This window comes from Martinezella lusitana (genome assembly GCF_010668395.1).
In the GTDB taxonomy this organism is placed as follows: Bacteria; Pseudomonadota; Alphaproteobacteria; order Rhizobiales; family Rhizobiaceae; genus Rhizobium; species Rhizobium lusitanum_A.
Genome location: NZ_WUEY01000096.1, coordinates 1 through 397 on the forward strand (window position 1 = coordinate 1; position 397 = coordinate 397).

General features: G+C 43.3%; 1 pseudogene. It reads right to left on the reverse strand.

Annotated elements, in window-relative coordinates:
* A pseudogene (locus tag GR212_RS37970) lies at positions 1-188 on the reverse strand (hypothetical protein); the annotation flags it as partial.
* Between the last annotated feature and the right edge of the window lie 209 nt (positions 189-397).

Here is a 397-nt window from a genome sequence, read left to right on the forward strand (position 1 = left end):
CTATTCACACGCAGGCCCGTCGACAAACGCTGCAGAGAGGTTTCCAAAGCTGATCTGGATTGAGACAGTGCTTGTTGCGTCTGCAGAGATGAAACGTTGGTGTTGAGGCTAATAGGCATAGTAGATCCACCTTCTACATTAAAATTCAAAGTGACCAAGCGAAGACCCACTTCGCAGCAACATCGCATCACTTATCTTAGATGTGCCATGCACGCTAACGGTGGTGCCCGAGTAGCCTTGAGAAGATTTCTTTCATTCTCCTGATATCCAACATGTTTTTTCAAAACAATGAGAATCAAATTGACAAATGCACCAAATTTGTTCGTAATTCCTATGTAAATGAAAATATTCTCGAAAGAACAAGAGTGACATGCATACCAGCTCGCCTCTATGTGGC